At 48.3% G+C, this 25,437-nt stretch carries 20 protein-coding genes; 9 read left to right on the top strand and 11 right to left on the bottom strand.

The annotated features are described in order from the left end of the window. Window positions 1–429 precede the first annotated feature (429 nt). From GWG06_RS23210 to GWG06_RS23195, 4 genes are all read left to right on the top strand, one after another. Window positions 430–816 (top strand): DUF3127 domain-containing protein, encoded by a 387-nt coding sequence (locus GWG06_RS23210; RefSeq protein ID WP_160716321.1) that lies wholly within the window; start codon window positions 430–432, stop codon window positions 814–816. Between the two features lie 154 nt (window positions 817–970). Then, window positions 971–2,533, top strand: coding sequence for an NAD(P)/FAD-dependent oxidoreductase (locus tag GWG06_RS23205; RefSeq protein ID WP_160716319.1), 1,563 nt, complete (start codon window positions 971–973; stop codon window positions 2,531–2,533). A gap of 55 nt (window positions 2,534–2,588) precedes the next feature. Beyond that, window positions 2,589–3,527, top strand: coding sequence for an ABC transporter ATP-binding protein (locus GWG06_RS23200; RefSeq protein ID WP_160716317.1), 939 nt, complete (start codon window positions 2,589–2,591; stop codon window positions 3,525–3,527). Window positions 3,528–3,541: 14 nt separating this feature from the next. Further along, entirely contained in the window at window positions 3,542–4,846 is a 1,305-nt protein-coding gene (locus GWG06_RS23195) for an ABC transporter permease (RefSeq protein WP_160716315.1), read from the top strand. A 123-nt stretch (window positions 4,847–4,969) separates the two neighbouring features. On the opposite strand, the gene GWG06_RS23190 is transcribed toward GWG06_RS23195, so the two are convergent. Beyond that, window positions 4,970–5,905 carry an NAD(P)H-dependent flavin oxidoreductase gene (locus GWG06_RS23190; RefSeq protein WP_160716313.1) on the bottom strand — a complete coding sequence of 312 codons (936 nt, stop codon included), beginning with the start codon at window positions 5,903–5,905 and terminating at the stop codon, window positions 4,970–4,972. Window positions 5,906–6,062: 157 nt separating this feature from the next. After that, window positions 6,063–7,055 (bottom strand): sugar phosphate nucleotidyltransferase, encoded by a 993-nt coding sequence (locus tag GWG06_RS23185; protein WP_160716311.1) that lies wholly within the window; start codon window positions 7,053–7,055, stop codon window positions 6,063–6,065. 170 nt (window positions 7,056–7,225) lie between these two features. Between GWG06_RS23185 and GWG06_RS23180 the strand changes: the two genes are divergently transcribed. The 5 genes from GWG06_RS23180 to GWG06_RS23160 all read left to right on the top strand — a co-directional run bounded on the left by GWG06_RS23180 (window position 7,226) and on the right by GWG06_RS23160 (window position 11,512). Then, window positions 7,226–8,503: a serine hydroxymethyltransferase gene (locus GWG06_RS23180; protein WP_127044567.1), complete on the top strand. Its 1,278-nt coding sequence runs from the start codon at window positions 7,226–7,228 to the stop codon at window positions 8,501–8,503. 314 nt (window positions 8,504–8,817) lie between these two features. After that, the gene (locus GWG06_RS23175; RefSeq protein WP_127037934.1) at window positions 8,818–9,651 is read left to right on the top strand and encodes an ABC transporter ATP-binding protein; all 834 of its coding nucleotides are present in this window, start codon (window positions 8,818–8,820) and stop codon (window positions 9,649–9,651) included. A 7-nt stretch (window positions 9,652–9,658) separates the two neighbouring features. After that, window positions 9,659–10,459 carry a hypothetical protein gene (locus tag GWG06_RS23170; protein WP_127037936.1) on the top strand — a complete coding sequence of 267 codons (801 nt, stop codon included), beginning with the start codon at window positions 9,659–9,661 and terminating at the stop codon, window positions 10,457–10,459. Between the two features lie 11 nt (window positions 10,460–10,470). Further along, a complete protein-coding gene (locus GWG06_RS23165; RefSeq protein WP_160716309.1) occupies window positions 10,471–10,842 on the top strand; it encodes a GntR family transcriptional regulator in 372 nt (123 codons plus the stop codon). A gap of 1 nt (window position 10,843) precedes the next feature. Continuing rightward, window positions 10,844–11,512, top strand: a complete 669-nt coding sequence (locus GWG06_RS23160; protein WP_127037940.1) for a hypothetical protein — start codon at window positions 10,844–10,846, stop codon at window positions 11,510–11,512. Between the two features lie 126 nt (window positions 11,513–11,638). On the opposite strand, the gene GWG06_RS23155 is transcribed toward GWG06_RS23160, so the two are convergent. The 9 genes from GWG06_RS23155 to GWG06_RS23115 form a co-directional block, all read right to left on the bottom strand. Then, on the bottom strand, window positions 11,639–12,823 hold the full coding sequence (locus tag GWG06_RS23155; protein WP_127037942.1) for a M20 metallopeptidase family protein: 1,185 nt from the start codon (window positions 12,821–12,823) through the stop codon (window positions 11,639–11,641). After that, window positions 12,807–13,247, bottom strand: a complete 441-nt coding sequence (locus tag GWG06_RS23150; RefSeq protein ID WP_127037944.1) for an SPOR domain-containing protein — start codon at window positions 13,245–13,247, stop codon at window positions 12,807–12,809. Before GWG06_RS23150 ends, GWG06_RS23155 begins: the two co-directional genes overlap by 17 nt. A gap of 20 nt (window positions 13,248–13,267) precedes the next feature. Next, window positions 13,268–13,969 carry a deoxyribose-phosphate aldolase gene (gene deoC / locus GWG06_RS23145; protein ID WP_160716307.1) on the bottom strand — a complete coding sequence of 234 codons (702 nt, stop codon included), beginning with the start codon at window positions 13,967–13,969 and terminating at the stop codon, window positions 13,268–13,270. 86 nt (window positions 13,970–14,055) lie between these two features. Continuing rightward, a complete protein-coding gene (locus GWG06_RS23140; protein WP_127037948.1) occupies window positions 14,056–14,412 on the bottom strand; it encodes a four helix bundle protein in 357 nt (118 codons plus the stop codon). 183 nt (window positions 14,413–14,595) lie between these two features. Beyond that, window positions 14,596–17,910 (bottom strand): preprotein translocase subunit SecA, encoded by a 3,315-nt coding sequence (gene secA, locus GWG06_RS23135; RefSeq protein WP_127037950.1) that lies wholly within the window; start codon window positions 17,908–17,910, stop codon window positions 14,596–14,598. A gap of 345 nt (window positions 17,911–18,255) precedes the next feature. Further along, window positions 18,256–19,773: a PKD-like family lipoprotein gene (locus GWG06_RS23130; protein WP_127037952.1), complete on the bottom strand. Its 1,518-nt coding sequence runs from the start codon at window positions 19,771–19,773 to the stop codon at window positions 18,256–18,258. Window positions 19,774–19,795: 22 nt separating this feature from the next. Further along, window positions 19,796–20,554 carry a DUF4843 domain-containing protein gene (locus tag GWG06_RS23125; RefSeq protein ID WP_127037954.1) on the bottom strand — a complete coding sequence of 253 codons (759 nt, stop codon included), beginning with the start codon at window positions 20,552–20,554 and terminating at the stop codon, window positions 19,796–19,798. Window positions 20,555–20,577: 23 nt separating this feature from the next. Next, entirely contained in the window at window positions 20,578–21,990 is a 1,413-nt protein-coding gene (locus tag GWG06_RS23120; RefSeq protein WP_127037956.1) for a RagB/SusD family nutrient uptake outer membrane protein, read from the bottom strand. Between the two features lie 19 nt (window positions 21,991–22,009). Further along, complete coding sequence (locus GWG06_RS23115; RefSeq protein WP_160716305.1) at window positions 22,010–25,414, bottom strand: SusC/RagA family TonB-linked outer membrane protein; 3,405 nt, start codon at window positions 25,412–25,414, stop codon at window positions 22,010–22,012. Between the last annotated feature and the right edge of the window lie 23 nt (window positions 25,415–25,437).

The raw sequence follows: 25,437 nt of genomic DNA, 5'->3' as shown, positions 1-25,437 counted from the left end.
AAAAAATTTATCTACCCTTGTTTATATTCTCCTGATTACAGTGTGTTAATACTGCTCTTGCCCCTGCTGCTATTGCTTTACAGCATTGACGTTACGCGCTTTTAAGTACTATAAATACCGTTGATTAACAACACCTTTATCTTTATCATTGTCCTTTTTACCATAAATATGGATATATACCTGATAAAATAATATCGTAACTTCTCTCCACAAAAAATTCTTTCACAGATAAACGGCGAGATATTCACAATTTTTTCTGCGAGGGTGCAAAACTATGTTAGTATCTCCATTTAAAAAAATGTGTTTAACAATAGTTATTACGGAAGTATTTTTTTATATATCCGCGCGCAGGGTTTAAATAAAAAATATTTGCACGCACTTCAGCGAATACCGTATCTTTGACCCTTCTGAATTTAAAATAATTTTTCTATGAGTTTTGAAATTACCGGAAAGCTAATTGTGAAGTACAACACAGTACAACGTAGCGAAACCTTTAAAACAAGAGAGTTCGTTATCGAGAAATCCGATGATATCAACGGCCGTGTTATCAACAACTACATCAAGTTCCAGTCGGTACAAGACCGCACCGGTATCGTGGACAGGTTTAATGAAGGAGAAAACGTTAAAGTTTATTTCAATATCAAAGGCACCAGATGGGAAAAAGATGGTAAAGTGAACTACATTACCAACCTGGACGCATGGCGTATGGAATCTGTTATGGCTGCTCCCGCTCCGGGCGCCGACGCAATGCCTAACTACAATACTCCGCAAATGCCAGCCGGCGGCGGTGATGGCAGCGATGATCTGCCGTTTTAATTTTAAATTACGAATTACAAATTGCGAATTACGAATGTTAAGCGAAGATTTAAGCGTATAAGGAATTTACTCCACCCGCTTAAATCTTCGCTTAACATTCGTAATTCGTAATTTGTAATTCGTAATTCTTTTAGGATAAATACCTAACTCTCTCATGCAACAACAGATATCTCTCAAAGTGCTGCCGTCCGATGCAGCACACCCCGCCCGTATTACCACACTCGCAGCGGAAGCTCTCGGTGTAAAACCAGCCCGCATCACAGGTTATCATCTGCTCAAAAGATCCATAGACGCACGCTCCCGGCAACAGGTGTATTTTATGCTCACCCTGCTGGTATTTGTAGATGAACCTTTTCATGAAAGGGTACATGCACATCCCGTGTATAAAGAACTTCCTGCCAATGCCCCCCGGGTGATTATTGCCGGAGCCGGCCCGGCAGGCCTCTTCGCGGCATTACGCCTCATAGAAGCCGGTATACGCCCTGTAGTGCTGGAACGCGGCAAGGATGTACGCGCACGTCGCCGCGACCTCGCGGCCCTCAATAAAACCGGCGTAGTCAACCCAGACTCCAACTACTGCTTCGGCGAAGGCGGCGCCGGTACCTACTCCGACGGCAAACTATATACCCGCTCAAACAAGCGCGGCGATATTAACCGCATCCTCAACATATTCGTGTATTTCGGCGCCGATGAAAAAATTATGATCGACGCCCACCCGCATATCGGCACCAACAAACTCCCGCATATCATCACCGCTATGCGCGAACAGATCATCGCCAGCGGCGGAGAAGTACACTTCGAAGAAAAAGTAAGCTCCCTGCTCATCAGCAACGGAGCCATCACCGGGGTGCAGACAGCCGCCGGCAACACTTACACCGCCAGCCAGCTGATACTCGCCACCGGCCACTCCGCCAGAGATATATTTGTCATGCTTCACCAGCAGGGTATTCTCCTCGAAGCCAAGCCCTTTGCGCTCGGCGTCCGCGTGGAACACCCCCAGGAACTGATAGACAGCGTACAGTATCATTGCGACCTGCGCGGCGAATACCTGCCGCCTGCCAGCTACAGCCTCGTGGAACAGGTGGAAGGCCGCGGTGTATTCTCCTTCTGCATGTGCCCCGGCGGTATCATCGCCCCGGCTGCCACCGATCCGGGCGAACTGGTCGTCAACGGCTGGTCGCCCTCCAAACGCAACAACCCATTCGCCAACTCCGGCATGGTGGTAACGGTTGATGAATCCGACTTCGCTCCCTTTGCCCACCACGGCCCGCTGGCAGCCATGTACTACCAGCAGGCAGTTGAAAAGCAGGCATATATTACCGGTGGCGGCAACTTCGTAGCCCCCGCACAAAGGATGACCGACTTCGTAAAAGGAAAGGTTTCTTCCTCCCTGCCCGAATGCTCCTATGTACCCGGATTGCACAGCGCCGACCTCCGCCACGTGCTGCCCGCAGCCGTTCACCAGCGGCTGGCAGGAGCCTTCAAAGCCTTCGGCCGCAAAATGAAAGGATACTATACGGAAAATGCGGTACTGGTAGCTACCGAATCCCGTACCTCTTCCCCCGTACGCATCCCACGCAATAACGATACCCTGGAACACCCGCAGGTGGCCGGTCTTTATCCCTGTGGGGAAGGCGCCGGATACGCCGGCGGTATTGTCTCCGCAGCGATGGACGGCGAACGCGTGGCTGACATGATCGCCGCAAGTCATCAGTAATTTTCATGTGGCATTAATTCCACTATAATTCATGATTAATCTGTAATTTTTCGTCATGAATCTACTTGAAGTCAAACACCTGAAAAAGTACTATGCCACGCATAAAGCAGTAGATGATATCAGCTTTGATATTCAACAGGGCGCCATTTTCGGACTCCTGGGTCCGAACGGCGCCGGTAAAACCACCCTGCTGCGCATGATTACCGGCATATTCTACCCCGATGAAGGCAGTATCCGGTTCGACGGCCGCCCCTTCGACCCGCAAAACGATGTGCACTACATCGGTTACATGCCGGAAGAAAGAGGCCTGTATAAAAAAATGAAAGTAGGCGAACAAACACTCTATCTCGCCCGCCTCAAAGGACTGTCGGAGAAAGAAGCCCTGAAACGCATCAAATACTGGTTCGAGAAATTTGAAATCTCCTCCTGGTGGAACAAACGCGTAGATGAACTCAGCAAAGGCATGCAGCAAAAAGTGCAGTTCATCTCCACCATCATGCACGATCCCAAACTACTGATACTGGATGAACCCTTCTCCGGCCTGGACCCTATCAACGCCAACCTGATCAAACAGGAAATCTTCCAGCTCAGCCAGCAGGGCACCACCATCATCTTCTCCACCCACCGGATGGAACAGGTAGAAGAAATCTGCAATCATATCATGCTGGTCAACAAAGGCCGCAAAATCCTCGACGGCAGCATAAAGCAGATCAAACAGGACTTCAAGCAGGGACTTTTCCGTATAGGGCTGGGCGTTATGCCCAATGCTGCCCAGATGGCCACCTATCATTTCAATATTGTGCAGGTACATGAAAAAGCCTTCACCGTAAAAATGAATGCAGACAGCACCACCAACGACATTCTCCTGCATTTCATCCATCAGGGTATCCCCGTTACCTATTTCGAAGAATTACTGCCTTCCATCAACGAAGTATTCATCACCCAGGTACAGCAAACTGAACATACCGCCCCCGCGGTTCCTCAGCCTGCCTGATTCATCTCGCCGCTATGAACAAAATCTGGCTTATCATACAACGCGAATTCACTACCCGCGTACGTAAAAAATCCTTTCTCGTAGTAACGCTGCTCGTGCCACTGGCCTTTGCAGCCATGATTATTTTACCTATCCTGTTCGCAACCGGGTCAAGCGAAACCAAACGTATCGCCGTCATCGATAAAAGCGGACTGTTCAACAACAAATTCCCGGATAAAAAAGGGTTGTTCTTTAAATATCTGCCGGATGCTCATCTCGACAGCCTTAAACTGCATTATCAAAGTGCTGGCTATGCAGGTGTACTCTATATCCCCGACATCGATATCAACCGGCCCTCCGGCTTTGAGTTCTTCAGTAAAGGACAGGCCAGCATCTCCATGGAAAGCGCTATCAACGCCGATATCAACAATATCATCGAAAGAAGGCGTATGGAACTGCAGGGCATCGATAAAACAAAGCTGGACGCCATCAGCTCCACCGTTTCCGTTGAGTTCAAAACCGGCGACGAAGAGAAGAAGGGCAGCTCCTGGGTGGCCTACGGCGTAGGCTATGCCAGCGGATTTATTATCTATATCATCCTGCTCCTGTTCGGCACTTCCGTCATGAGAGGCGTGATGGAAGAAAAAGTAAACCGTATTGCAGAGGTCATGATCTCCAGCGTTAAACCTTTCCAGCTGATGATGGGCAAAATCATCGGCATCGCGGCGGTAGGACTCCTGCAGTTCCTCATATGGGGCGTACTCATTACGGCCATCTATTCCCTGATTCCGCTCTTTATATCGCCGGAAGCAGTACAGGCTGCCAGTCAGACTAACATGCAAGGTAACAATGAACAGGCCATGGAAGCGTTTCAACGGGTGAGTGAGGTGATGGGCAGCATCAACTGGGGCCTCCTGCTTTCCTGCTTTGTATTTTATTTCCTGGGCGGCTACCTGTTTTACTCCGCCTTATATGCCGCCGTAGGCAGCCTGGCAAACGAAGATGCATCAGATGTGCAACAGCTGAGCTTTCCGATCACCGTTCCCATCATCATCGGTATAATCATTATGATGAAAGCAGTACAGGACCCCGGCAGCCCGCTCGCCGTATGGGGCAGCATCATCCCTTTCACCTCTCCGATGGTGATGATGGCACGCCTGCCTTACGGCGTTCCCGGCGCCGTTCCTTACTGGCAGCTGGGCCTTTCCTTCATATGCCTGATCGGCGGCTTCCTCCTTACCACCTGGGCTGCCGGAAAAATATACCGCACCGGCATCCTCATGTACGGCAAAAAAATCACCCTCAAAGAAGCCATAAAATGGGTGGTGAAAAAACAGTAGGCCCATTTTATTATTTGATTATTTGAGATTTGGTTATTTAAAATGCAGCGGAGATCTGAGCGCAAAATATTTGCTCAGATCTCCGCTGCATTTTAAATAATCAAATCTCAAATAATCAAATAACTACATCCCAAGGGCTTTTCTTACTGCTTCAAATTCGGACCAGATCTCTTTTACTACTTCGGCGGCGGGTTTTATGTCATGAATCAGGGCGCTTACCTGGCCTATTTCCAGTTCGCCTTCATCGAGATTGCCTTCGAACATGCCGGCTTTGGCACGGGCGCGGCCCAGCAGGGTTTTAAGTTCACTGATATCGGCGCCGTTATCTTCAGCGGTTTTGATGGCTTCGTAGAAGTGGTTTTTAATGAGACGTACGGGGGTCAGTTTTTTAAGACTGAGCATGGTATCGCCTTCGCGGGCGTTGAGGATAGCCTGTTTGAAATTCATATGGGAAGAGGCTTCCGGCGTGGCCACGAAGCGGCTGCCTATCTGTACACCGGAGGCTCCCAGTGCGAAAGCCGCGGCCATAGCCTTTCCGGAGCCTATGCCGCCGGCAGCGATGACAGGAATTTTCACCTGTTCGCAGACAGCAGGAATCAGTACCATAGTAGTAGTTTCCTCGCGTCCGTTATGTCCGCCGGCCTCGAAGCCTTCGGCCACCACAGCGTCTACGCCGGCAGCCTCGCTTTTCACGGCAAATCCGGAGCTGGATACCACATGCACCACCGTTACACCTGCCTCCTTGAGCACCGGCGTCCATGTTTTCGGATTCCCGGCAGAAGTAAATACAATCTTCACTCCTTCTTCCAGTATAATATTTATCAGCTGATCTATATCCGGATACAACAACGGTACATTTACGCCGAAAGGTTTGTCTGTTGCCTGTTTACATTTCCGCAGATGTTCCCGTAATACATCAGGATACATACTGCCTGCACCTATGAGCCCAAGACCGCCGGCATTACTCACAGCACTGGCTAAACGCCAGCCGCTGGCCCATATCATGCCAGCCTGGATGATAGGATATTGGATGTGGAAGAGTTCTGTTATACGCCGCATTGGATTTTAAATTACGAATTACAAATTACGAATTACGAATGTAAGCGCGAAGATTAAAGCGAAGATTAAGGCAGATATACAATAGTTAATCTGCCTTAATCTTCGCTTTAATCTTCGCGCTTACATTCGTAATTCGCAATTCGTAATTCGTAATTATTTATCCGAGATCTATCTCCGTATTATCCCCGATATTCAGGCTTTGGCTCAGTCCGCGGATATTTGCGTCGCTGCCGATGAGAGATGATTTCAGTACAACTTCGTAGAGGTTACTGAAAGATCCGATGATGGAGTCTTTTACGATGGAGTAGGAAATGACGGTGTTATCGCCTACGGCTACGTTGGGGCCGATGATGGCGTTTTTGATGTTGCAGCCTTCACCGATACTTACCGGAGGGATGATGATGGTATTTTCGAAGGGCAGCACAGGGTTGCTGGCCAGTTTATATTTTTTAAGGAGGATGGCGTTGGTTTCGAGCAGGGTGTCTTTTCTGCCGCAGTCGAACCAGTTGGCCACCTTGAAGGCGTTGAATTGTACGCCGTGTTCAATCATGCATTCCAGCGCATCGGTGAGCTGGAATTCGTCATGAGAGCGGATGTGGTTATCCAGGTTGGTTTGCAGGCAATCATAGAGCTGCGCCGTTTCCTTGATTTTATAGAGTCCTACCAGTGCGAGGTTGGATTTGGGAATCTGTGGTTTCTCCACTACGCGGGTGATACGCCCATGTTCGTCCAGTTCCGCTACGCCGAAGTTACGCGGATCGTCTACCTTCTTGAGGCCGAGCACGGAGTAGGGGGAGTTGATGACTTCCTTGAAATCGCATTCGCAGATGGTATCCCCGAGTACGATCAGTACTTCATCTCCGCCTACTACATCGCGTGTAAGCAATATAGCATGACCGGTACCTTCACGGCTATTCTGCTGCACAAAGTGACAGGTAAGCTGCGGATATTTTTTTTCTACGTAGTGCTGAATCTTTTCACCCAGATATCCCACCACAAAAACGAATTCAGTGATGCCTGCTTCTACCAGCTGATCCACAATGATACTGAGAATGGTCCTGCCGGCTAAAGGTATCAGAGCTTTGGGCTGTGTATATGTATGTGGCCGGAGTTTGGTGCCTGCGCCAGCCACGGGTATTATTGCCTTCATTGTACGTTGTAGTTAGGATGAGCCTCGAAGCGCGAAAATACAATAAATTATGAATAGCACTCAGCTTTTAGCAGGGAGTAATCATATATTAACTTATCAACAGCTGATACAGCTATTAATTGCATTTAATCCGGCTTTATTCTATTTTTGCACCAAAATTTTCAGGCATCATGCAAAGAGACCAGCAAATATTTGATATCATACGCCAGGAACTGGACCGTCAGCGCCATGGCATAGAACTGATTGCATCAGAGAACTTTACCAGCTTACAGGTAATGCAGGCTATGGGTAATGTGATGACGAATAAATATGCAGAAGGATACCCTGGCAAGCGATACTACGCAGGCTGCGAAATCGTGGATCAGAGCGAGCAGTTGGCTATTGACAGGGCAAAGCAGATATTTGGTGCTGAATACGCCAACGTACAACCACATTCCGGTGCACAGGCCAATGCAGCGGTGATGCTGGCTATTCTCCAACCAGGCGATAAAATCCTGGGACTGGACCTCAGCATGGGCGGCCACTTAACTCACGGTTCTTCCGTAAACTACTCCGGAAAGCTCTACCAGCCACACTTCTATGGTGTTAACAAAGAAACCGGCCTGGTAGAATACGATAAAATGGAAGAAATTGCCAACCGCGAAAAGCCAAAGCTGATCGTGTGCGGTGCTTCTGCCTATAGCCGCGACTGGGACTACAAGCGCATCCGCGAGATCGCTGACCAGGTAGGCGCTTTTGTACTGGCCGATATTGCCCACCCGGCAGGCCTGATCGCCAAAGGCTTACTGAACTCTCCGTTCGCTCATTGCCATTTTGTAACGACTACTACCCATAAAACACTGCGCGGTCCCCGCGGTGGTATGATTATGATGGGCAAGGATTTCGAAAATCCGTTCGGACTGAAAACGCCTAAAGGCGAAATCCGTATGATGAGCTCCCTCATCGATACAGCTGTGTTCCCCGGCATCCAGGGCGGACCGCTGGAACACGTGATCGCTGCCAAAGCCGTTTCCTTCTTCGAAATCCTGTCCGACGACTACGGCCAGTACGCCCAGCAGATGCTGAAAAACTCCCAGGCAATGGCTAAAAGCTTCGTGGACAGAGGCTACCAGATCATCAGCGGCGGTACCGATAACCACCTGATGCTGATCGACCTGCGCAACAAAAATATCTCCGGTAAAAAAGCCGAACAAACACTGGTAAAAGCCGAAATCACCGCCAACAAAAACATGGTGCCTTTCGACGATAAATCCGCCTTCATCACTTCCGGTATCCGTATAGGCGTACCCGCTATCACCACCCGCGGCCTCAAAGAAGGTCATATGGGCCAGATCGTTGACTGGATCGACCAGCTGCTGCTGGACGCCGACAACGAAGCACTGATCGGTAAAATTAAAGGCGAAGTGAACACATTTATGCAGCAGTTCCCGTTGTACCCGGAGTTGTAAGGCTCTCTGTTCAGGATTTTCCTGAGGGAATTACGGATTACGGATTACGAATTACGAATTGCGAATTACGAATTACGAATGAGGAGCGGAGACATAAGCGGAGATTGAATATATCTCAATTAATATAAAGCAGCAGCCGTTTGGAAATTTCCAAACGGCTGCTGCTTTATATTATACATGATACATTAACATTCCTCTCCGCTTATGTCTCCGCTCCTCATTCGTAATTCGTAATTCGTAATTTTTTTTGCTGAATCCAAAAAACCTCCTACATTTACAGTGTACTAGTAGAGTAGTACACTAAAACACACGATATGATTACTATTACATCCCTGAAATTCAGCTACCGGAAACGTAAGCCCCTGTTCGAGGACCTGAACCTGTCACTCAGCGCAGGGCATATCTACGGGTTGCTGGGTAAAAACGGCGCCGGCAAATCCACCCTGCTCAAGCAGATAGCCGGATTGTTGTTCCCCGACGGAGGTAAATGCCTGGTTATGGGACGCCACTCCTTCAAAAGAGAACCGGCATTCCTGCAGGAAATATTCCTGGTACCGGAAGAATTTTACCTGCCTAAAGTGAGCATCCGTACCTATGTGAAAAATTATGCCCCCTTCTATCCCAACTTCGATGAATCCGCCTTCCACAGCTACCTGAAAGAATTTGATATTCCCTACGACCAGCAGCTGGCGAATATGTCATACGGACAGAAGAAAAAAGTGATCATCAGCTTCGCCCTGGCAGCCAATACCAAAGTGCTGATTATGGACGAGCCTACCAACGGCCTGGATATACCCTCCAAGAGCCAGTTCCGCAAAGTCATTGCAGCCGCTGTCAGCGAAGAAAAATGTATCGTCATCTCTACCCACCAGGTGAGGGATCTCGATAACCTGATAGATAGCATCGTCATCATTGATGAACACAAAATCATCTTCAACCAGAGTGTTGACACGGTAACGGATAAACTGAGCTTCAAACTGTTACATCAGCTGGATGACAGGCAGCAGGTACTGTATAAAGACAGCTCCCTCCGCGGCCACTCCGTGATTCTGAAAAATGAAAACATGGAACACAGCAAAATAGATATGGAGCTGCTGTTCAATGCCGTTCTTTCCAACCGTCAACCTATTCAGGAACTATTTAATTAAGCGCACTATGCAAACCAATAACATACTGGATTTCAGCCGGCTCGGTAAATACATGGCCCTGCACCTCTCCGTATCCATGCGGACTTACGTGCTGGGCATCCTGGCCATGTTCGGCGGTATGTCCATCTTTTCTGTCATCACTATTTACTCCAACCATACTGTTTATTCACAGTCTGATATCATCCCTTTCTATTATATCGGGATGTACTTCATAGGTCTGCTGTTTACCAGCATGTCCTTCAGTGATTTCAGCAGCAAGGAAAAAAGTGTCAGCTTCTTCATGCTGCCGGCATCTTCCTTTGAAAAGTTCATTACAGCATTCCTGTTTACCAGCGTGGGCTTTCTGGCGGTATATCATCTTTGTGCATATACTTCCTTTCATATCATCGACTGGGGCATGATGCACAGATATGATAAACATATTGTCCGGGACTGGGATTTTTTCAATGCAGATAAAGGACATATCTATCTCTACTATGTCTATATTTTCCTGCACGCCATATTCCTGTTAGGCGCTATCAGCTTCAATAAGGCATCGTTCATCAAAACATTGCTGACCGCCTGTCTGGTTCCTGTAGCGCTGGGAGTCATCAACGTCCTGTTTCTCTACCTCTTATTCGGCAACAACTGGATTCAAAAGCCGGCACACCTTCCCTTTGTACTGGTAGCCGTAGAAAAAGGCGGTAACGGTGGCGTATATATGATTTCTCAGGGCATGATTGATACCTATATCTTCATCGCCAAATATCTGCTCACGCCCATATTCTGGACTATTGCCTATTTCCGCTTAAAGGATAAAGAAATCTAAAATTTAAAAAGATGGAATTCAAAGATTCACAAGCCATTTACCTGCAGATAGCAGATTATATCTGCGAGCAGGTACTGTTGCGGAAATGGCAGCCGGAAGAACGTATTCCTTCAGTAAGGGAACTGGCCGTATCACTGGAAGTAAACCCCAATACCGTGATGCGTACCTGCGAACTGCTGCAGCAACAGGAAATCATTTACAATAAAAGAGGCATCGGCTACTTCATCAGCGGCGATGCTGTTAAAAAAATAAAACAGTTCAAAAAAGAAACCTTCATCACCAATGAACTGCCTAGTCTGTTTCGCAGCATATACCTGCTGGATATAGATCTGGATGAACTGAAACCTTATTACGAAAAATTCAAAAAATCAAACTTCAAATAACATGAAAACGAGTAAAAAATTAATCATCGGCTTCAGCAGCGTGCTCGTGTTATTGATGTTGGTTACAGATATTGTGCTGCGTGTCAATTACAGCAAAGGCATTACCAATGTCAACTTCAGGATCAATAAAAGCCCAGCCCCTGTAACTAAGCAGCTGCAACCCTTTAAAGTACTGATGCTTACCAATGCGCAGCACAACGGGTTGTCAAAAGCCAATTACATTTACATCAATCCGGGGAAAGAATACCAGATACTGGTTGACAGCACCGATGCGGCGCAGTTCCGCCAGACGGGCGACACGTTATTCATTACCTTCCCCAACAATAACGCCTATACGATCAATTGCCCTTCCCTGGAAGCGGTACATAATAAGGACTGCAAAGTATTTTTCAGCGACCTGGAACTGAACAGCCTGCAGGTCACCAGTACCGATTCAACGGAGATATCGTTTAACGGCAACAAACTAAAAACACTCACACTCACAGCAGGAGTTCACAGCGACCTGCATGTGAATGACGATAATACTATAGACAGTATGAATATACAGCTGGGCAGAAACAGCGGATTATGGTTCAGCGCTACTTTCAACAAAGGGCAGATCAATGTGGACAAGCTGCGGCAGATGGAGTTGTCGGGGTCCGCTGTAGAACATATTCAGACTATTAAATAACTATTGTTTCTAGCAAAACCAACACGGGTTAATTTATCAAAACCGACCTGTCATCACTAAAAGTTTATCAGAAATAAAAAAACGTCCTGATTTTCATCAGGACGTTCTCTTTTATATGCAGTACGTTTATTGTCTGACGAACTGTGTGGCAAGATAGGCCATAGCGCCCATACCTACTTCGATAGCGGCCTCGTCTACATCAAAAGTGGGCGTATGTACGCCAGAAGTAATGCCCCTGGCTACATTGCCGGTACCTAACCGGAAAAAGCAGGCAGGCACTATCTGTGAGTAGAAGGCGAAATCTTCGGCCCCCATACGGATTTCCGTATCTTCCACCTGTTGTTTACCCAGGTAATCTTCGGCATAACTGCGGGCGTGTGCCGTCACTTCTTCATTATTATACAGGGTAGGGTAGCCTACCAGGATGTCGATCTCAATTTCCGCACCCATTGCTTCTGCAATGCCAACGGCCTGCTTACGGATCAGCTCATGCGCGCGGAAGCGCCAGGTTTCGTCCATAGCCCTGAAAGTGCCCATCAGCTTTACTTCAGAAGGAATCACATTGGTGGTGAACCCGCCGTTAAAAGCGCAGATAGACAATACAGAGGGAGAGAACGGGTTGTTATTACGGGAGATGATCTGCTGAAGGCTCACCACCAGCTGGGATGCTACCAGGATGGTATCTACGGTGAGCTGCGGCAGCGCAGCGTGGCCACCTTTACCTTTTACCGTAATATATATTTCATCAGCGCTGGCCATATACTTACCCGCGCGGAAGCCCAGCTTGCCGGCCTCCATCGTGGGTTGTACGTGCATGCCCAGAATAGCGTCCGGACGCGGATTATCGAGTGCGCCCTCTTCAATCATGATACTGGCGCCGCCGGGATGTTTTTCTTCTCCCGGCTGAAATAATATCTTGATAGTACCTTCCAGCTCATCTTTCAGCTCATGCAGGATTTTAGCTGCGCCGAGTACACAGGTGGTGTGTACATCATGGCCGCAGGCATGCATAACGCCGCTGTTGGTGGACTTGTAAGGCACATCGTTGGCTTCTGTAATGGGTAATGCGTCTATATCGGCCCTCAGCGCAATGGTGCGGGAGGAAGGATTCCGGCCTTCAATCAGCGCAATAACGCCGGTACCTGCAATACCTGCAGTAAAAGGCACCCCGAAGGCAGTCAGCTGCTCCTGGATGAAAGCGGATGTATTATACTCCTGGAAAGATAATTCAGGATTTGCGTGGATATGACGTCTTATTTTGATAAAGTCGGGTGCATAGGCCTTCGCCAGCTCTTTAATACGGTTCTTCATTCGATAGCTCTTTATCCGGTGACACATTAATAATGGCTGGCACTACAAATACGCCACCAGAGAACAGGTTTGATAATTTATCCCGCAATTCGCTGGCTTCTTCACGGGATTTGAAATCGCCTACGCGCACTTTAAAATAGGGCGCCTGATAATCCAGGTAGGTACGGTAATCGCCGTACAGCTGCATTACCCGGGCTTTCGCTTCGTTGGCATCGCCTCGCTTGTTGGTAGAGATCACCTGTACCCGGAAACCGTTCTGGTTACGGATAGCGAGCGTGTTGATATAAATCTGTTTTTTAATCAGCACATCAAGCCGGCTGTCCCGGATCACCTTTACAGACCCGCCGGACATCTGCGCCACTTCCTGGCCCATAGCCCAGCTGCTTACCAACAGGCAGCATGCCAGGATGAATAATTTCTGCATGAATACTGTATAATTAAAAATTAATAATCGCTGCTCTGTGCTACGCCACCGGCCTGGCCGTCCGCGCTCTCCTTCACGATATTCACACTGGCACTGGCGCCTATACGCGTAGCTCCTGCTGCTATCAGCTCTTTCGCAAAAGCAAAGGTACGAATACCTCCCGAAGCTTTAATCTGAATATTCTCCGGCAGATTAGCCCGCATCAGCTTCACCGCTTCCACGGTAGCCCCCTTCTCCGCATACCCGGTAGACGTTTTCATGAAATCCACGCCATACCTGCTATACAGCTCACAACACCCGATGATCTCCTCATCTGTCAGCACCCCGCTTTCAATAATGATCTTCACCACCTTCTTCTTCTCCCGTATAATATACATCAGGTTGGCAATTTCCTTCTCCAGGTATTCCCAATCCTTATTCTTCACCGCCGAAATATTAATCACCACATCCAGCTCATCCGCCCCATCCACAATAGCCAGCACCGTTTCCGCCACCTTCGCCTCAATAGCCGAATACCCGAATGGGAAACCTATAACGGTAGCCACCTTTGTATCTGTACTCCCCAGGAACTGTTTAGCCAGCTTCACATACAAGGGAGGCACGCAGGCCGCTGCGAAATTATATTCTACACACTGCATGCATAAGGCTTTTATGTCATCCAGGGTGGTGGTGGGTTTTAGTATGGTGTGGTCGATGTATTTATTGATAAGGACTATGTTCATAATGCCAAAAATAAACAATTACAAATTACGAATTGCGAATTACGAATGCTGAGCGGAGATTTGAGCGAAGATATGAGCGGAAAATATCAGGCAGACCTGCTTTTCAGGGTTTTCTGGATTGCACCGAGTATTTTTATCAATTCCTGGCAATCGCTGATGAATGATTGTGCCAATCCGGATTCCAGCTGCTGGGTTTCTTTCAATAACTTCAGCCAGTATATAGTTTCACGGGCCTCGCGGTAGGAAATATCAATTTTATACTTGAAATCCCTTGTAGTAGAGGCGCCAACGGCTTCTTCAGTATTTGCTCCAATAGATGTTCCGCTCCGCAATAACTGCCTGGTAAGCGTTTTTGAGGCATTCCTATTGTCAAGGTGAGTTATCAGCTTCACAATTCTCACACTAAAGGCAAAGCTTTTCTCAAGGATAACATTCGGTTTCATACAAACAATGTTTTAGGGTCAAACAATAAAAAATAAAAAAAACGGATCACAAATTCAGTAAATAAGATACTGTTTTCGTGATCCGTTAATATACATCAAACATCAAGCGCTTCTACATTTCAATCTCCACTGATATCTCCGCTCAACATTCGTAATTCGCAATTCGTAATTCGCAATTCCTGCCTACAAATCTTTCCCATGGCAGTTCTTAAACTTCTTCCCGCTTCCGCAAGGGCACAAATCATTCCTTCCCACTTTAGGTCCTACGCGTACGGGTTCCTGTCTTTCTTCAGGTATTTCGTAGTGAGCGTCTGTATCGTGGCCGTTGCCGCTTTGTTCGGTGATATCTTCGTGGGAAGCGCGCATGCCGCTCATGTCGGTTTTTTCCTCATGGCCTTCGCGGATTTGTTCGTTTTCTCTTTCCTGGCTTACGGGGATACCGCATTTGCTGAGGAAGGAGACGATGTCGCGGCTGGTTTCGCCGTTCATCTGTTCGAACAGTTTGTATGCTTCCAGTTTATAGATCAGTAATGGATCTTTTTGTTCGTAAACGGCGCCTTGTACGGATTGTTTCAGTTCGTCCATGGCACGCAGGTGTTCTTTCCAGGCTTCGTCGATGAGGGCCAGGGTGATGCTGCGTTCCAGCGCGCTCATGGTTTCGTGGCCTTTGGTATCCACTACTTTTTTCAGGTTGGCCAGTACGTTGATACCTTTTTTACCATCGGTGAATGGGATAGAGATATTTTCGATCTGGTGGCCTTGTTCGTTGTAGATACGCTCAATCACCGGTAAGGTGTTGGTGGTGATATCTTCTGTTTTACGCTGGTAGTTGGCGGTAGCTTCGTGATACAGTTTGGATGTCAGGGTAGTGGCATCTGTACGCATCAGTTCTTCTCTGGTGATATCTGTATCGATGGAGAAGTTGATGATAGCATCCATTTTGAATGCTTCGTAGTCGCTGCTTTCCTTGTGGGTAACAACCATATTCTGCGCCACATCGTAGAAGGCGTTATCTGTATCGATGGCGAGGCGTTCGCCGAACAGGGCGTGGTTACGTTTAGCGTAGATAACAGCGCGCTGTTTGTTCATTACGTCATCGTATTCGAGCAGGCGTTTACGGATGCCGAAGTTGTTTTCTTCTACTTTTTTCTGTGCTCTTTCGATGGAGCGGGTGATCATGCTGTGCTGGATCACTTCTCCTTCTTTATAGCCCATGCGGTCCATGAGGCCGGCGATACGCTCGGAGCCGAACATACGCATCAGGTCATCTTCCAGGGAAACGAAGAACTGGGAAGTTCCGGGATCGCCCTGACGACCGGCACGACCACGCAGCTGCCTGTCTACACGGCGGCTTTCGTGTCTTTCGGTACCGATGATAGCCAGACCGCCGGCATCTTTCACGCCAGGTCCGAGTTTGATATCCGTACCACGGCCCGCCATGTTGGTAGCGATGGTTACTGCTCCGGGTAAACCGGCTTCAGCAACGATCTGTGCTTCACGGGCGTGCTGTTTTGCGTTCAATACGTTATGCGGCACCTTTTCGAAGGTCAGCATCTTGCTCAGCAATTCGGACACTTCCACGGAGGTAGTACCTACCAGTACCGGGCGTCCTTTTGCCTGCAGGGTTTTGATTTCTTCGATAACGGCTTTGTATTTATCTCTTTTGGTTTTGTATACCAGATCTTCTGAGTCGATACGGGAGATAGGCAGGTTGGTTGGGATGGTTACCACGTCCAGCTTATAGATTTCCCAGAACTCGCCTGCTTCCGTAGAGGCTGTACCGGTCATACCGGCCAGTTTGTGATACATACGGAAGTAGTTCTGCAGGGTGATGGTGGCAAATGTCTGGGTAGCGGCTTCCACTTTCACATTTTCCTTGGCTTCGATCGCCTGGTGTAAACCGTCGGAATAGCGGCGGCCATCCAGGATACGGCCTGTCTGCTCATCTACGATTTTCACTTTACCGTCCATTACTACGTATTCCACATCCTTATCGAATAAGGTGTAGGCTTTCAGTAATTGCTGTACGGAGTGGATACGGTCTGACTTCAGGGCATAATCCTGCAGCATGACTTCTTTGCGCTGCAGTTTTTCTTCCGGGGAAACTGACAGTTTTTCAATTTCAGCCAGTTCGGAGCCTACATCCGGCATAACGAAGAAGTTCGGATCTTCGCCGGCGCCGGTAATCATACCGATACCTTTCTCGGTGAGGTCTACGCTGTTGTGTTTCTCTTCGATAGCGAAGTACAGGCCTTCGTCTACTTTAGGCATCTCGCGTTGCTGATCTGCCAGGTAGTAGTTTTCTGCTTTCTGTAATAATACTTTTATACCGGGTTCGCTGAGGTATTTGATCAGGGCGCTGCTTTTCGGCAGACCTCTCCAGGCGCGCATCAGCGCCAGACCGCCTGTTTTGGCGTCGTCCTTACCTTCAGCAATGAGTTTTTTAGCTTCCAGGAGATACTGGTTGGCAACTTTCTTCTGCATATCCACGAGATACTGGATACGCGGTTTCAGGGCGTGGTATTCCTGTTCTTCACCGCGCGGGATAGGTCCGGAGATGATGAGCGGGGTACGGGCATCGTCAATGAGTACACTATCCACCTCATCCACCATGGCGTAGTGGTGTTTACGTTGTACCATTTCATCCGGGCTGTGTACCATGTTATCACGGAGGTAGTCGAAACCGAATTCGTTGTTGGTACCGTAGGTGATGTCCGCCAGATAAGCATTCCGGCGTTCAGGCGTATTAGGCTGGTGTTTATCGATACAGTCAACGGTGATACCCAGGAATTCGAAGAGAGGGCCGTTCCATTCGGAGTCACGGCGGGCCAGGTAATCATTCACGGTTACGATGTGTACGCCTTCGCCAGCCAGTGCGTTCAGGTACGCAGGCAGGGTGGATACCAGGGTTTTACCCTCACCGGTAGCCATTTCTGAGATCTTACCCTGATGCAGTACCGCACCACCGATCAGCTGTACGTCGTAATGCACCATGTTCCAGGTAACCTCACTGCCAGCTGCTTTCCAGCTGTTATTCCAGGAGGCCTGGTCGCCGGAGATGGTCACATAATCCTTTCTCACCGCCAGCTGACGATCCAGATCGGTAGCAGTGGCCGTAATGACAGGATTGGTGGCAAAACGGCGGGCCGCTTCCTTCACTACCGCAAAAGCCTCTGGCAGTAATGTTTTCAGCACTACTTCCAGTTGTTTGTCACGGTCTTTCTTCAGTGTATCTATTTCCTGGTATATATTTTCTTTCTCTTCAATATTCTCAACTGATTCCGCAGCTTCTTTCTTCTCTGTTATTTCCTTGTCAATAGTGGCAAGGTGAGCGCTGATACGCTGGCGGAAATCCTGTGTTTTGTAACGCAGGTCATCGATAGGCAGGGATTTCAGTTTCTCATATTCCTCATTAATCTGCTGCACCAATGGAGCAATGGATTTAATATCCCTGTCGGACTTATTCCCCCCAAAAAGTTTTGTTAAAAAACCTAACATGTTGAATGTTTAATTTCGAATTACGATTTCAATTTCTGTAACGTATCCCATCCCTGCTGAATCTGTGTCAGTTGGTTATTCCGGCTTACCAGCCTGTGGCACGAAGGCTGCGGGCTTAGCTAGTTGGATAGACGGGAACACAAGTTACTCAAATATTATGCTCGGAAAGCAGAACTGTCAAGCTGTCAGTTTGTTGTAGCCGCTTTATCAAGGAGGGTAAAATTAGTAATAATTCCGTGGAATAATAAATAGCTTTTGGGGTCTGCGGCTAAATAGCAGACAACCGCCGGCTTCCTGCTTTCATGGTGAAAACATTGGCCGGCGGCTGCAAAGGGTATCCGGGCTTTATCTTTCGCGGTAAGCAATATCTGCCGGCTTGCCCAGTCCTGTAAAGGATTTGTCAAGCACCAGCGGCTCATTACGCGCAGGAATATTATAGCGGTACAGCGTACCGTTCACATCATCGGGCTGTGAAGGATCATATGCACCTACAATCAGCTGCCGGCCAATAGTGATATAAGGTTCTTTGAACCGGCCGAAACCAAAGTCAAAGGTTTTCAGCACAGACACCTTTTTATCACCCAAATCAGCCATGACAAAGGATTTCTTTGTAAACACATCATACTCGTACAGCTTCCCGCCAGCGGCATAGAAGATATATCCCAGCTGGTTGCTCACCGCAAATGTGGCAGCCTGGCCAATATCCGTGGCGTCCGTCATTTCGGTATAATAGCTTTGCGCCACTCCGTTGCGGGTAACCCGGAAACAGTAAGTGTAGTATTTACCGGCATTATCTTTCATAATAGCAAAAATATCACCGCCGTTATAATTGGTATTGCTCATGAATACCAGCTCCCGGCCAGTCTTATAGCTGAACAGCGTACCATCGGCCAGGCTGCTGCAGTTATTGGCGAGGGCATTATGTGTTACAAAACGCCGCTGGGTTTTGTCATACAGCACATACAGGTTGGCAGCATCATTTCCTCCGGCAATAAAAGGCGCCGGCTGAAAGAAATCCTTCTCTTCGTCCACCCGGTTGATTCTTACGCCAAAACCCTTCATGCCGTACATAATATTCTGAAAATACACCCTGTCGCCCTCTATCAGGTAATCAATACCCGGATATTTAGGGGTATTATAAAAATAATCCGGTTTATATTCCACAGGAACAGGTACCAGCATCTCGTAACGGATATTGTAGGTGCTCTTCCATCCAAGCCCTTCTCCATCCAGCCGGTTAATACCGGCAGCGGAATTCAGGTAAATCTGATCACCGTTGGATCTGTAGGCAAATACAATCTGGCGTGGCGAGGGCTGCGGCGGTATACCGGCATTGGTAAACGACAGCACGTCGTTGATAACACGGCTGCTGTCTCCGAGTACAGAGATCATATCCAGCCTGGACATGCCGTTGACATTACATAATACCAGCCAGCCGGTATATACGGCGGACTGCACCTTCAGCTTAAACCGGTATAACCACTCCACGCCTGTTTCTTCATCCTTTACGCGGTAAAACATATCATATGCCGCAGGACGCAATGCCACCGGGTATTCCAGGTTGCGGCCCGTTCCCACCAGGTACAGGGAGCTGTCGCCCGGAATCCTGGTAACGCCGTCTACCAGCGCTTCCCAGCGGAAGGAATACCGTTTCTTTACGTCTTTATCCATTGTCGGAAACAACTTAGGATTAATACGCAGCGTATCTTTAAACAGCATCAGGTACTCCCCCTTAATATTCGTAACACTGTCCATGCTGTTGATTTCATGGTAATCATAGTTACCCAGATCTTTATAGCAGGAGGTATGGAGCAGGCAGACAAAAAACGCTGCCATCAATAGTTTCAGATGATTTCTTTTCATGACGGTTTGAATTTTTGACCTGTTACTGCATATATTTTCCAAGTTTCATGGGAGAGCCATCCTCTTCCATTACGGGCGTACCGGCCAGCTCCATGTCTTTCAGATACAGCTTCAGCGTATTGGCATAAAACCGGGTGTAGCTGATTTCAATACTATTAACAGGGCCCGCAAACTTATTCAGCGGCAATTCAAGAATACTGCACATCAGCCGTAACTTTTTAGCGGTAAATACGCCGTAATAATCATCCAGCCAGTCAGGCGGCTTGCTGAGCATATCATTGATGACAACCACATGCTGCTGCAGAAATACTTTTCTGTCGTTCACCCTATCGATTACCGCATACTTCAGATTGGTGGTAAAATGCTCATTGGCTTCCAGCTGCAGCCTTACCGAGAAGTTTTGTTGCTGCATATCCGCTGTTTTATGCAATACCATCCGGATAGTAGTGCTGACAGCATTGGCAGGGATGACAAAAGCAGCAGGCAGGTCATAATGCACACCGGCTTTGGCGGCAGCCTTCGCGGTATCTATTACCACACACCGGAAAGCTCTTTCCTGCGGTGATACAGGTCCCAGGATACGCACAGGCAGCAGTATCACCGAATCATTCCGTTCGGGATTATAGGAGAAGGTAATGGCAGTAGTATCTATACTCAGCCTCGACTGCTGATTTATAACGGAGAAGTATATATCACTGCTTCCTGAATAAAAAGGAATCTCTGATTTCTTACACGCCTGCATCAGCAGCAATAGCATTATGCAGTATAATATTCTGTTCATAAGAAATGATTTTAGTTGATTGATCAATCTCTGTACTGTGTTTCACTGTCCGGCAAAGGCACTACGTACTGGCTGGCGGTCATCGCCACATTTCCGGAGCCGGAGCCGGCGGGAACACTGCCGGTAGCATTGCGCTTATACCAGAAGAACATCTGCCCTTCGCCATAGAATTCGCGCCTGTAATCTTTCTGCAGCTCTGTATTCATAGCAGCCGTTGGCGGAGCATCGCTGATACCACGGTTTTTACGTACCATATTCAGGTAGGCCAGTGCGGCAGCCGGATCCGGTTCGCATTCCGCCGCAATGAAATACATTTCACTCACCCTGATAAGCGGGATCAGGTTGCGGAAAGGCTTCGAAAACTCTTCCACATCTGCGTACTTATAAAAGCAACGGTAGGATTTCTGGTTGGAGCCGGGCTGCATCCACATATTACCATAGCGGTAATCGTTGGTATTGCTTTCAAACTCGGTAGTGAGCCGGCTCTGGGCAGTATATAATATGGTTATCTCCGGCAATGCAGGATCAAACAGACGCCTGTAGGTACTGTTCAGACGCAGGTCCCTTAACGCGAAAATCAATTCTGTAGAAAATACCCTGTCAGGGTTCTTTACTTCTCCCACAATAGCATTCAGTTTCACAAAGGGGAATAAAACATCTGCCTGCCGGATTACTTCTTTAGCCTGCTGCAGCGCGCTGGCTTTATCGCCGCGATACAGGCACGCCCTGGCGGTAAGCGCTTTTACCGCATAGTAATTCATACGTAACCGGCGGCTGCCCCAGCCGGTGCCATCTGTGTTACCTGTTACTACCGGTTCATCCTTCAGCAGGATGGCAGCGCTATCCAGGTCGTTCAGTATTTTCACCATCGCCTCGCTGCCTTTCAGTAAAGGATTGTACTGTGTACTGAAAGTGGTATAGTAAGGAATGCAGCGCAGGCTGGAATCCTTGCTGTACACAGGCCCGAAAAGACGGAGTATATCAAACTGCAGGAATGCCCGCAGCGCCATGGCTTCTCCTTTTATCCAGTTATAATGATTCACGGATAAAACATTACGCCTGGCATTCGCTTTATCAATTAATACATTGAGGTTGGCTACGTTGGCATAGGCGCTGCGCCATACGGAGGAAATCCGCTGCTGTACTGCCGGTTCCTTATACTGGTAATTATTCACCTGATACAGGTAATGATCGCTGGCAATTTTATAACGCTGTCCCAGTACTTCCGTAAACCGCATGGTCATTTCCATGCCATAGGAGGTACTGTCACACATATTCAGGTATACGCCGTTCAATGCCGTGAGAAAGCCGGCTTCGCTGCTGAACAGGTCATCCTCCACTACTTTATCACGGGGTTTTACATCCAGCCATTTTTTACAGGAAGTAGCGCCTGCAAGCAGTGACAGTATAACGACTATGTATATATGTTTTTTCATGGTTACTTACATTTTATCATTAAAAACCTACGCTGACAGAAAAGGAAACTGTATTGGCAAAAGGATATTCAATACCACGTTCACGCCTGATGGAAGAAATGCGGAAAATATCGTTCATATAGGCATTCAGGCGCAGATAGGACATCCGCCAGTGCTTAACGGCTTCCCGGCCGAATTCATATCCGATATTGATTGATTCGCCGGCCAGCGTATTTTCCTTTTCTACGAAACGGGATGTCATAGGCGGTACATTCGCCCTGATAGCATTGGTATTTTCAGTCATGGAAATAGTGCGGAAACGGGCAATATCACCGGGATTGCGCCAGCGGTCGTACAGTGCGCGCCTGTCCTGGTTGAACTTAATATCCGTTGAATTGATGTTCTCCACTTTTTTATACAGGGCTTCATTGAATACGTCGGCGCCGGTGCGGTAACGCAGGTAAATACCCAGTGACAGGCCCTTGTAGTTCACGGTAGTACCCATGATTCCTTCCAGTTTAGGGCGTTGGTCGCCCACTACTACTTCATCTCTCGCATCGTAGTTGAAGGTGAGTGTACCATCTTTTTTAATCAGCACCTCATTGCCGGTGCCGGGATCAATACCTGCAGAACGCACAGCCCATAAAGCGGTAGGGCTGCCGCCATCGTAATAGCGTTCCAGGTTGCGGGAGCGGTTTTCCTTGTTCATGGACTCCAGTTTGTTGTTCATGTTTGCATAATGGGCATTCTCATGCTTTGCGGAGAAGTTGATAGCCCAGTTAATGCGCTCTGCCGGCTTGCTGACAGGGAACACGCTTACCATGAAGTTGTAACCGTTGCCGACCTGTTTGCCCAGGTTAGTGAAGTAGGCGTCGGTACCAACAGATACCGGTACGCTGATACGCGCCACCAGCGGGTCTGTTACGCGATTATATACGTCTGCATTAATTTTCAGGCGGTTGTTGAAGAGGATGATATCAGCACCGATGTTCTTATCCAGTGTTTTCTGCCACAGCAGGTCGGGATTTCCGAATCCGTCTATCACCGCGCCCAGGCCGAAATCATTAATGGTTTTAACGTTGTAGATATAGGTGGTGAAAGACTGATAGGTAGAGAAGTTCTGATTACCCGGCGTACCCACGGAGCCACGTATTTTCAGGAAGTTGATCCAGCTGACATCCTGCAGCATGGCTTCCTTATGCAGGTTCCAGGAAAGACCTACGGACCAGGAGGTAGTAAACAGGTTGTTGGCGCCGAAGATGGAAGAACCATCCATCCGGAAGTTCACGTCAGCCATATAACGGTTATCCAGCATATAGCCGGCATTGAAATAAAAGCTGGTGCTGCGGGTGGTGGATTCCGTGGAGGTTGATTTTCCGTCCTGCGGATAACCGGCGGCAAATGCCGGAGAAGAAATTCCCGGCGGCAGACCTGTTACACTATAGCCGTCGCCTGTCATCCGGTTCTGCTGGAATCTCCAGCCGGCTACGGCATTCAGCTGATGGCGGTCGCGTATCAGTTTACCGTAAGTGGCAGTCAGTTCACCGTCGTAGTTGAAAGAAGCGGTACGTCTGTTGGTAAACTGTCCTCTTTCAAAAACAGATTTATTACTGAACATGGTGTGACGGGCATCCTTGAAGATTTCCTGTGTCAGGTCTTCTTTGGTAATACCCAAACGGCCGCGCAGCCTGACATCTCTCGTAATATCCCATTCGGCCATGAAGTTGTTGATGACATTGAAGTTGCGGGAAACGTCGAAGTTGTTCAGCGAAGCATTCCACAGCGGATTATAGGCGGTATCATTGGAACGGCCGCTGGGCTTGGAAGCTATATCCAGGAACATAGGGACAGTACCGTCGTCGTTTCTTTTCCTGTAATATGGATTTGCCAGGGCAAATTCTGCAAAAGAGCCATAGGGAGATTCTTTCCCTGTAAAGAATCCGATGGAGAGATTATTACTGAAGCTGAATTTATTTTTCCGGTAGAAGAGTTTAACATTGGCCCCGCCGATGTCGCGTCCGGAGCCTTTCATTACTCCGTTGATTTTTTTGTAATTGGCGCCGGCGCTGTAACGCATCTGGCTATCACCTCCTTCTATGTAAAGGGAATGACCGGTGGAAAAGCCGGTGCGTACGGGCTCGCTGAGCCAGTAGGTATTCACACCGCTCAGTACAGATGCCAGCTTTTCACTGTAAAGTGCATCCAGTACTTTCTGAGAGTGCTGGTCATTTTCAAAGCCAGGCCCTACACTGAATCTGCCGGTAATTCTTTCAAACTCCAGTTTTTCAGTAGCATTCATCAGGTTGTAATCATGCAGGTCGGGTGCTGTAACGCTGTTATCGCTGGTATAATATACCCGCAGTTCTCCGGGCTTCGGCTTCTTTGTTTCGATAACAATGACGCCATTGGCCGCTTTGGAGCCATAGATAGCGGTAGAAGCGGCATCTTTGAGGATGGTTACACTTTCCACACGGTTGATGTCCAGGTCTATGATGGTACGCAGGCTGGTTTCAAACCCGTCGAGGATGAAGAGTGGCTGGTTAGGATCGGTGCCGTATTGCTCTTTCAGCCCTATGACGCTGGTTTTGCCACGTATCTCCAGGTTAGGCATCACGTTGGGGTTGGAGCCCATCAGGTTATTTTCGAATACGGTGAAGGCGGGGTCCAGGGAGCGCAGGCTCTGGATTACGTTCTGGTTGCCCACCTGTTTCAGTTCCCTGGCGGTATAGGTAGATGCAGATCCCGTAAAGCTCTCCCTGGTTCTTTCATAGATACCTGTTACCACTACCTCCTTTATTTTGGAAGCATCTTCTTCCAGTATAACGTTAATGGTTGTACGATTTGATACCGGTATTTCCACAGATTTGTAGCCGACATAACTAATCAGCAGTACGGCATTCTCATCGGCGGAAAGGGTAAATCTTCCTGCGGCATCGGTATGGGTACCAGTGCTTTTCCCTTTTACCCTGACGGTAACGCCGGGGATGTGCTGTACCTGACCTTTGCTGTCTTTCAGACCAACGATGCCCGTAACGGTAATAATTTCTGCCTGTTGCGTCGTTTTCACCGGTGCTGTGGCAGCGGGTTTCGGCGATTTATTCTTTACAATTACCTGGTTGCCGACCACGGTATATTTTACATCATCCTGAAAGATGTCATGCAGTACTTCCCGCAGTGCAGCGCCGTTGGCGCGTACGGTAACTGACTGGGACCTGCTGATCTGGCTGCCGTCGTAAACGAAGTTCAGGTTGGTTTGTTTCTCGATTGCTGACAATACTACGGCAATTGGCTGATTGGTAGCTGAAACAGTTACTTTTCTGTTGAGCGCGAATGAGTCATCCTGTGCCTGTGCCGGGCTGGCGGCAGCTATCAGGGCTGCCAGCAGGAGTGTGCCCGATACATTGCGCCAGCGTTGATAAATAAACTGTACGTAATTTTTAGTCATGGATAAAGCGGTTTAGCATTAGG

Origin of the sequence: Chitinophaga solisilvae, assembly GCF_009928525.1 — a bacterium.
Lineage (GTDB): Bacteria > Bacteroidota > Bacteroidia > Chitinophagales > Chitinophagaceae > Chitinophaga > Chitinophaga solisilvae.
This window is presented reverse-complemented; position numbering and strand designations above follow the sequence as displayed.

Excerpts from the sequence above, each read along its gene's own strand:
- GWG06_RS23210 (WP_160716321.1), top strand. The coding sequence starts at position 430 with ATGAGTTTTGAAATTACCGGAAAGCTAATTGTGAAGTACAACACAGTA.
- GWG06_RS23205 (WP_160716319.1), top strand. The coding sequence starts at position 971 with ATGCAACAACAGATATCTCTCAAAGTGCTGCCGTCCGATGCAGCACAC.
- GWG06_RS23200 (WP_160716317.1), top strand. The coding sequence starts at position 2,589 with ATGAATCTACTTGAAGTCAAACACCTGAAAAAGTACTATGCCACGCAT.
- GWG06_RS23195 (WP_160716315.1), top strand. The coding sequence starts at position 3,542 with ATGAACAAAATCTGGCTTATCATACAACGCGAATTCACTACCCGCGTA.
- GWG06_RS23190 (WP_160716313.1), bottom strand. The coding sequence starts at position 5,905 with ATGCGGCGTATAACAGAACTCTTCCACATCCAATATCCTATCATCCAG.
- GWG06_RS23185 (WP_160716311.1), bottom strand. The coding sequence starts at position 7,055 with ATGAAGGCAATAATACCCGTGGCTGGCGCAGGCACCAAACTCCGGCCA.
- GWG06_RS23180 (WP_127044567.1), top strand. The coding sequence starts at position 7,226 with ATGCAAAGAGACCAGCAAATATTTGATATCATACGCCAGGAACTGGAC.
- GWG06_RS23175 (WP_127037934.1), top strand. The coding sequence starts at position 8,818 with ATGATTACTATTACATCCCTGAAATTCAGCTACCGGAAACGTAAGCCC.
- GWG06_RS23170 (WP_127037936.1), top strand. The coding sequence starts at position 9,659 with ATGCAAACCAATAACATACTGGATTTCAGCCGGCTCGGTAAATACATG.
- GWG06_RS23165 (WP_160716309.1), top strand. The coding sequence starts at position 10,471 with ATGGAATTCAAAGATTCACAAGCCATTTACCTGCAGATAGCAGATTAT.
- GWG06_RS23160 (WP_127037940.1), top strand. The coding sequence starts at position 10,844 with ATGAAAACGAGTAAAAAATTAATCATCGGCTTCAGCAGCGTGCTCGTG.
- GWG06_RS23155 (WP_127037942.1), bottom strand. The coding sequence starts at position 12,823 with ATGAAGAACCGTATTAAAGAGCTGGCGAAGGCCTATGCACCCGACTTT.
- GWG06_RS23150 (WP_127037944.1), bottom strand. The coding sequence starts at position 13,247 with ATGCAGAAATTATTCATCCTGGCATGCTGCCTGTTGGTAAGCAGCTGG.
- deoC (WP_160716307.1), bottom strand. The coding sequence starts at position 13,969 with ATGAACATAGTCCTTATCAATAAATACATCGACCACACCATACTAAAA.
- GWG06_RS23140 (WP_127037948.1), bottom strand. The coding sequence starts at position 14,412 with ATGAAACCGAATGTTATCCTTGAGAAAAGCTTTGCCTTTAGTGTGAGA.
- secA (WP_127037950.1), bottom strand. The coding sequence starts at position 17,910 with ATGTTAGGTTTTTTAACAAAACTTTTTGGGGGGAATAAGTCCGACAGG.
- GWG06_RS23130 (WP_127037952.1), bottom strand. The coding sequence starts at position 19,773 with ATGAAAAGAAATCATCTGAAACTATTGATGGCAGCGTTTTTTGTCTGC.
- GWG06_RS23125 (WP_127037954.1), bottom strand. The coding sequence starts at position 20,554 with ATGAACAGAATATTATACTGCATAATGCTATTGCTGCTGATGCAGGCG.
- GWG06_RS23120 (WP_127037956.1), bottom strand. The coding sequence starts at position 21,990 with ATGAAAAAACATATATACATAGTCGTTATACTGTCACTGCTTGCAGGC.
- GWG06_RS23115 (WP_160716305.1), bottom strand. The coding sequence starts at position 25,414 with ATGACTAAAAATTACGTACAGTTTATTTATCAACGCTGGCGCAATGTA.